General features: G+C 73.2%; 6 protein-coding genes and 1 pseudogene. 3 read left to right on the top strand and 4 right to left on the bottom strand.

Translation table 11 applies throughout. From position 1 onward, the window contains the following. Positions 1-135 precede the first annotated feature (135 nt). A complete protein-coding gene (locus tag AB0D27_RS44860) occupies positions 136-1,479 on the bottom strand; it encodes a helix-turn-helix domain-containing protein (protein WP_362521305.1) in 1,344 nt (447 codons plus the stop codon). 152 nt (positions 1,480-1,631) lie between these two features. On the opposite strand from AB0D27_RS44860, the gene AB0D27_RS44855 reads away from it, so the two are divergent. Both AB0D27_RS44855 and AB0D27_RS44850 read left to right on the top strand, forming a co-directional pair. Further along, positions 1,632-1,814, top strand: a complete 183-nt coding sequence (locus AB0D27_RS44855; RefSeq protein ID WP_362521303.1) for a hypothetical protein — start codon at positions 1,632-1,634, stop codon at positions 1,812-1,814. Beyond that, complete coding sequence (locus AB0D27_RS44850) at positions 1,811-3,055, top strand: amidohydrolase (RefSeq protein ID WP_362521300.1); 1,245 nt, start codon at positions 1,811-1,813, stop codon at positions 3,053-3,055. The genes AB0D27_RS44855 and AB0D27_RS44850 overlap by 4 nt, the downstream gene beginning before the upstream one ends. Positions 3,056-3,106: 51 nt before the next feature. Here AB0D27_RS44850 and AB0D27_RS44845 read toward each other — a convergent pair whose 3' ends face one another. The 3 genes from AB0D27_RS44845 to AB0D27_RS44835 all read right to left on the bottom strand — a co-directional run bounded on the left by AB0D27_RS44845 (position 3,107) and on the right by AB0D27_RS44835 (position 6,201). Continuing rightward, positions 3,107-4,273 (bottom strand): hypothetical protein, encoded by a 1,167-nt coding sequence (locus AB0D27_RS44845; RefSeq protein ID WP_362521298.1) that lies wholly within the window; start codon positions 4,271-4,273, stop codon positions 3,107-3,109. A gap of 107 nt (positions 4,274-4,380) precedes the next feature. Continuing rightward, a complete protein-coding gene (locus AB0D27_RS44840) occupies positions 4,381-5,484 on the bottom strand; it encodes a PP2C family protein-serine/threonine phosphatase (protein ID WP_362521308.1) in 1,104 nt (367 codons plus the stop codon). Between the two features lie 75 nt (positions 5,485-5,559). Then, entirely contained in the window at positions 5,560-6,201 is a 642-nt protein-coding gene (locus AB0D27_RS44835; RefSeq protein WP_362521296.1) for an NAD(P)H-binding protein, read from the bottom strand. A 103-nt stretch (positions 6,202-6,304) separates the two neighbouring features. On the opposite strand from AB0D27_RS44835, the pseudogene AB0D27_RS44830 reads away from it, so the two are divergent. Further along, positions 6,305-6,718: pseudogene (locus AB0D27_RS44830) on the top strand (hypothetical protein); the annotation flags it as partial. Positions 6,719-6,808 lie beyond the last annotated feature (90 nt).

Genomic DNA, 6,808 nt, shown 5'->3' with positions numbered 1-6,808 from the left:
ATTCCGATCGCCCCCCTCCGCCCCTACCCTCCCGCATCGTCCTTGGGGGCTCCGCCCCCAAACCCCCGCTCCTCAAGCGCCGGAGGGGCCGAAAATCTATGGCCCCTCCGGCGTTGGGGGGCGCAGGCGGCGAGATCAGAGCGGGGGTTGCGCCGGCGCCGGGCCCAGGGTGGTGGTGCCCGGGGCCGTGCGGTGGCCGAGGCCGGTGCGGTAGGCGTTGAGGGCTGCCTCGGTGCGGCCCGTGCGGCGCAGCAGGTCGCCGAGAAGGCGGCACAGGTCGGCGAGATCACCCGCCGCCCCGGCCCGCTCCAGGAGACTCATCGCCCGCACGTAGTGCTCCTCCGCCGCCTCCGTGTCCCGCGCGTCCTCGGCGATGATGCCGAGGAGCCGGTGCGCGCCGGCGGAGTGGACTGCGCCCCGCTCAGGGCTCAAATCGCCGAGCACCTCGTGCAGCAGCGCGGCGGCCTCGTCCGACTTCCCGCGCCGGTGGAGCACATCCGCCAGCTCCACGGCGACCTGGCTGGTGTAGAGCGCGGCCCGCTTGGCGGAGAGCATGGCCTGCGCCTCCCGCAACTCCCCTTCGGCGCGCTCAAGTTCGCCTTCCTGGGCGTACAAATACCCGCGCATCCAGTGACAGTTGGCGAGTTCGGTACGGATCTGGAGCTGGCGGTAGAGCTCGGCGGCCTTGGCGAGAGACGCGTCGGCCTCGGCGATCCGCCCCTCGGCGATCATCGTCCGCGCCACCGAGCGGTGCATCCGGGCCACCAGCGCCGGGTCGTCGACCTGTGGCGCGAGGGCCAGCGCGAACTCGGCCGCCTGGGCCGCCCTGGCGTGCGCGCCCATGTCCATGTACGGCGCTATCACCCCCGTGTAGAGGAGCAGGAGGGCGTCCGGATCGTGCAGGCCGTTCCGGTTGAGCTCGTCGAGGGTGGACTCGAACAGATAGCAGGCGTAGCGGAGTTCACCCGCGAGATAGTGGGCGACGGCCCGTCCGCGCACGGCGGGTACCCGCTGAGGGAGCGGCGCGTCCCCCGTCCTCCGCTCGGACTCCTCGAAGCGCTGCCGCGCCGTCTCCAGGTCACCCGTGTCCAGGGCGCATTCGCCGAGCCCCAGCAGCGCGGCGGCCTGCTCGGCGGCCAGCCCGTGCGTGTCCGCCTCCGCGAGCAGCGCGGCGTACTGCTCGGCTGCGACCTCGGCCTCGCCGGTCGCGAGGGTGCGCTGCGCGTCGGTCAGCCGCAGTCGGAGGCCGGTGGCGAGGTGGGCGGGGCGGCCGGTGGCCAGCTCCTCGTAGGCGATCCCGAGCCGGTCGGCGATGTGCCGCAGGGCGGGCTCGGAGGCGCGTACCCGTCCCGCCTCCAGGGTGGAGATGTACGCGGGCGTATAGGCGGGCTCCGCCAGCTGCTTCTGCGTCAACCCGCGTTCGGTACGCAGCTGTTGCACCCTGCGCCCGATGATCTCCGGGCCGTCACGCTCCGCCATGGATTAAGCATGCCATTAAGCCGACTTACGTTCGATGAACTCTTGACTATTGTCCAACTCCCCTTGCACCTCTTGCCCCTTGGCGCGGGGAACCCCTACGTTAAGTGGCGAATTAAGCCCGCTCAATACTGCGCTGTTGCTGCGAGGTCGCCGTGCTCCGACGTCTTTACGCGCGCTACTCCAGAGGGTTCGGCGCGGCCGTCATCGCCGTCGCCGCGCTGGTCCTGGCGGCGAACACGGGCCCGGCGAGGGCGGCGGAGGACCATCCGTTCCTCGGCACAGGCGCCTCGAGTACTCCTGTGCGAGTGGCAGGTCCGCATACCCTGCCCCCGTGACCTCTCCCGCAGCCCGTACCGCGCTCGATCTCACCGACGGCCTCCCGGTCCCCGCTCTCGAGGACTTCTACCGGGATCTGCACCGCCATCCCGAGCTGTCGCTGCACGAGCACCGTACGGCGGCCGCGTTCGCGGAACGGCTGCGCAAGGCCGGGTACGAGACCACCGAGGGCGTGGGCGGCACAGGCGTCGTCGGCGTACTGCGCAACGGGGACGGGCCCACCGTCCTGCTGCGCGCCGACATGGACGCGCTGCCCGTCCAGGAGGAGACCGGGCTGCCGTACGCCTCCGAGACCCCCGGAGTGATGCACGCCTGCGGGCACGATCTGCACGTCACCTGGCTGGCGGGTGCCGCGGAGGCGCTCGGCGCGGGACGCGACACCTGGTCCGGCACGCTGGTCCTGGTCGGCCAGCCCGCGGAGGAGACGGGGCAAGGCGCGGCCCGGATGCTCGCGGACGGGCTGTATGAGCGGTTCCCGCGGCCCGACGTGCTGCTCGCCCAGCACGCGGCGCCCGGTCCCGCCGGGCTGTACGCGCACTCCCCCGGCCTGATCATGTCCGCCTCGACGGACATCGACATCGTCGTGCACGGGCGGGGCGGGCACGGTTCGCGGCCCGAGGCGACCGTCGACCCCGTGGTGACGGCGGCGTACCTGGTGACGCGGCTGCAGACGGTCGTCGCCCGGGAGATCGCGGCCCGGGAGTCGGCGGTCCTGACGGTGGGCAGGATCGAGGCGGGCACCCGGCACAACATCATCCCGTCCGAGGCGCTGCTCGCCCTGAACGTCCGTACGCAGTCGGAGGAGGTGCGGGAGCGGATGATCGCCGCCGTACGCCGTGTCGCGGCGGGCGAGTGCCTGGCCGCCGGGTGCCCGCGCGAGCCGGACGTCACCGTCGGCAACAGCTTCCCGGTGACGGTCAACGACCCCGAGACCGACCGCTGTATCGCCGCCGTGCACGGTGAGGTCTTCGGCGCCGGGACGATCCTCGACCCCGGTCCGGCCATGGGCAGCGAGGACTTCTCCCGGCTCGCCGAGGGAGGACTGCCGTACTCCTACTGGTTCGTGACGAGCACTCCGGCCGAGGTGTGGAACGCCGCGCCCGGCGGCGACGACCTGCTGCGCCGGCTCGAGGCCGTGCCCAGCAACCACAGCCCTCACTTCGCCCCGGACCTCTCCACCATCGCGCCGGGTGTACGGACCCTGGTCTCGGGGGCGCTGGCCTCGCTGACGGTGAGGTGAGCGGCCTCGGGGGCTGACACCGTCGTCCGAGCTCGGTGACGCCGCTTCTGCTCAGCCCTGCGTCTGAAGCTGGCGGAGATGCTGCTGGACGTGGTCCAGCGCGCCTTCCCTCCGGCCCGGCACGCGCAGACGCAACTCGGCCAGGGCGGGGCCCAGTTCACGGGCCCGGGCCGCGTCGCCGATGCGGCCCCACTGGTGGTGGGCCCGGTCGACGGCCGACTCCACGGCTGGGGCGTCCGCCGGCTGTCCCGCGTCGAGGCGGGTGGTCGCGATCGTCAGCCAGGTACGGCAACTGCGCTCCGCGTCCCCCGCGAACATCGCGAGATCGGCCCGTACCTCCCTCCAGTGCAACACCTGCCCGGAGCCCGGCCCGTGCGTGCGCAGCGCCTCCTGCTCCCGCTGCGCGGCCAGCGCGGCGGCCTCATCGTGCCGGCCGGCCTGGACGGCGGCGGTGATGCTCTCGTGGGTGTCGGCCACCGACGCCGCGGGCGGCTCGGTCGGGGGTGGTGGGGGCGCCGCGACCGTGAACTCCGGTGCGGGGGGCCACGCTTGGCCGGCCCGGGAGTGCCCGGTCGCGGGCAGGGGCGCCAGCACGATGTCCGCCGCCCCCGGCCGGGCTGCCTCCTCGCCCGACGCGCGCGTCAGCGCCTGCTGGTGCAGCTGGGCGAAAGGCGGGCGGTGGCCGCTGCGGAGGATGGTGGCGGCGGCCCTCATGTACGTCGGTGCCGCCACCGTGCGGCGGGGCGGAGGCGGGGCGATCCGGCCGTAGAGGGCGGTGTACGGGCCCGCCGTGAGGGGGTGGGCGGCGAGGTGGTCCCAGGTCTCCGCGTCCGCGTGCAGGTCGGCTACCAGCGTGGTCGTGCCCGGCCGGCGCAGGCGGAGCTCCTCGGCGATCCAGTGCCAGGGGAACGCGGTGTAGCGGACGGTCGCCGGGGTGGTGCGGGCGAGGGCGAAGTGGGGGAGGTGCTGGCGGCGGTCCAGTTGGAGCTGGCCGGTCACGAACATCGTCAAGGGGCCCGGGGCCGTCGCCGCCGCGCGCAGCCGGGTCAGGACGGCCTGCGGCTCCAACGGGTCGGCCAGTTCCACGACGTTCGCGGTGTCGGTGCCCGACAGGACGGACGGGGCGACCGCCGCCAGTACGGGGAGCACGGAGGCCGCGTCCACCAGACAGCCCTTGCCCACCGGCGAGGCCGCGAGAAGCAGCACGGTACCGGGCATCGGTTCCCTCCCCCATCGATCACGTACGCCAGCACCGTAACCGCTGCGGGTGCAAAGGGGGACGGCTCCCTGGGGGGCGGCCCCCAGGGGCGGAGGGGGCGAAACCCCTACGGAGCCGTCCGTCGGCGTACGGCGAAGATCGTTGTGTCGTCGGCCAGGTGGCCGGCGGAGTGGCGGAGGGTGGTGTCGCGGACGAAGCGGACGAGGAGGTGGGGGGCGGCGATGCGCGGGTCCTCGGCCAGGGCTGCGGCGATCTCGTCGCGGAGGGGAAAGAAGGTGCCGTCCGCGTCGCGGGCCTCCGTGACGCCGTCGCTGACCAGGAGGAGGGTCTCGTCGGGCTCCAGCGGGACGCGCAGGAGAGGCGGCGGGCCGTACGTCAAGTCGCTGAGTCCGAGCGGGAGCCCGTCGCCGGGTGGGAGCATGCGCACGCCGTGGGGACCGACCACGAGCGGCGGGTCGTGACCGAAGTTGATGACTTCGACGGTGGTCGGCGCGTCCTCGGGGAAGGCGACCAGGACACCGGTCGCGAAGCGGTCGTCGTCCTCCCGGTTCAGCACCGCGCAGTACCGGACGTGCCGCAGCATCCGCACCTCGAGGCGGTCGGCGACCGTCTCGAGAAGCGGCTCGTGATACCCCGCCTCCCGGAACGTGCCGAGCAGCGCGGCCGCCGCCTCCACCGCGCCGAGCCCCTTGCCCTGGACGTCACCGAGCAGGACGCGGGTGCCGTGCGGTCCGGGCTGGATGTCGTAGAAGTCGCCGCCGACGCGGGCCTCGCTGTCGGCGGCGAGGTACACGGCCGCATGGTCCAGGCCGCCCCAGCCCACCGCGAGCGGGCGCAGCACGGTGCGCCGGGTGGTCTCGGCGATGTCCCGCATGTGCAGCATGCGCTGCTCGCCGCGGACCCGGACCGCGCAGGCGAGGACCGCGAGGACACCGCCCATGACGACGAGAATGAAGTCGGGAAGGCCCGTCTGGTACTGGTGCGGCCAGGACGTGTCCACAGTGATGTACGTGATCAGCGACAGCACCGCGAAGGCCGCCGTGGCCCACACCCCGCAGAGCGCCGCCGCGATCCCGGGCACGAGCACGATCCAGGAGATGATCCGGAACTCGCCCGAGGTGTTCCAGTCGAGCACCGCGATGGCGATGAGCAGCAGCAGCGGCGGCAGCCAGGCCACGCTGCGCCCGCGCACCCGCAGCGGCTGCACCACGTCCGGCCGCCCGGCGGGCGGGGGCTGGTCGAGTACGGGCCGCCGCCGTTCGCCCACGGTCGCCCTCCCGCCGCGTCAGTACGCGACCGACATCCGGGCGCGCGAGTGGGCGGACGTCTCCAGTTCGTCGACGAAGGCGATCGCGTAGTCCTCGGCGCTGATCCGGCTGTTGCCGTGGTCGTCGGTGAGCATCCGGTCGCCGTCGACGCGGAAGGTGCCCGTACGTTCGCCGGGGGCGATCGCGGCGGCGGGCGAAACACAGGTCCAGTCGGGGCCGTCGGCGTCGAGGGCCCGGTAGAAGGCCAGCGCGTCGCCGTGGGCGAGGGCCTCGGGGAGGTAGGCCTCGGGGAATCCGGGCTGGTCGGCCGCCGTCTGTCCGGGCGCGACCTCCAGGCTGCCAGCGCCGCCGACCACCACGAGCCGTCGCACTCCCGCCGTCCGGACGCCCTCGACCAGCGCCTTGTTGAGGGCGAGGAAGGGCCCGCGGGGGTCCGACCCGTCCCGGGGCGGCACACACGCCGACGCCACCGCGTCCGCGCCCGCCGCCACCTCGGCCACCTTCGCCGGGTCCGAGGCGTCCGCCGCCGTCGCCGTGACCCCGGGGATCGGGGACTGCCCGGACCGGCTGACGGCCGTGACCCGGTGTCCGCGCGCCGACGCCTCGGTGGCGATGCGGCTGCCGACCATGCCGGTGGCGCCGAAGAGTACGAGCTTCATGGCATTCAGCGAAACACGCGGGCATGCCTGCCGCATCCCGACTTGCCAGGCACCCCGGCGGGGTGTGCCCTGTAGGCAGGAGCGAGGAGAGAGGAGTCCTCCCATGGCTCTACCGGCACCTGTGTCACCCGCCTCAGAGGCATCACGTACACCGGATGTCTTCTCCGTACGGACCCACACCGTCGCGAAGTGGGCGGTGCCCGTCGTCGGCGGGCTCGTCTACGGCTTCTGGGCCGCGGAGATCAACCGTGGCGGCGGCTCGATCACGGGCTGGAACGTCCTGTTCGGGTTCGTGTGCGCGATCGCCTTCGCGGCGCTGTACATCGGCGTGCGCATGACGGCACCGCTGATGAAGCGCGAAGTGCACGCGCTGATGTGGAGCGCGTTCGCGGGCTGCGCGTTCGGGTTCCTGTACAGCCAGACCGGCGAGAGCGTGCTTCGGTCCACGGTCATTGCGCTGGCGGTCGCGGCGGGTGTGTTCGCGGCGACCTTCTACCGCTACTACACGCACGAGGACGCGGTGGCCGCGACCGAGGAACTGGTCGTCCTGAAGAGCGTCAACAAGCACTTCGGCGCGTTGCACGTGCTCCAGGACATCGACCTGACG

This window comes from Streptomyces sp. NPDC048415 (genome assembly GCF_040651675.1).
In the GTDB taxonomy this organism is placed as follows: Bacteria; Actinomycetota; Actinomycetes; order Streptomycetales; family Streptomycetaceae; genus Streptomyces.
The sequence above is the reverse complement of the archived record's forward strand: the minus strand, read 5'-3'. Positions and strand labels throughout refer to the sequence as shown.

Excerpts from the sequence above, each read along its gene's own strand:
- AB0D27_RS44845 (WP_362521298.1), bottom strand. The coding sequence starts at position 4,273 with ATGCCCGGTACCGTGCTGCTTCTCGCGGCCTCGCCGGTGGGCAAGGGC.
- AB0D27_RS44860 (WP_362521305.1), bottom strand. The coding sequence starts at position 1,479 with ATGGCGGAGCGTGACGGCCCGGAGATCATCGGGCGCAGGGTGCAACAG.
- AB0D27_RS44835 (WP_362521296.1), bottom strand. The coding sequence starts at position 6,201 with ATGAAGCTCGTACTCTTCGGCGCCACCGGCATGGTCGGCAGCCGCATC.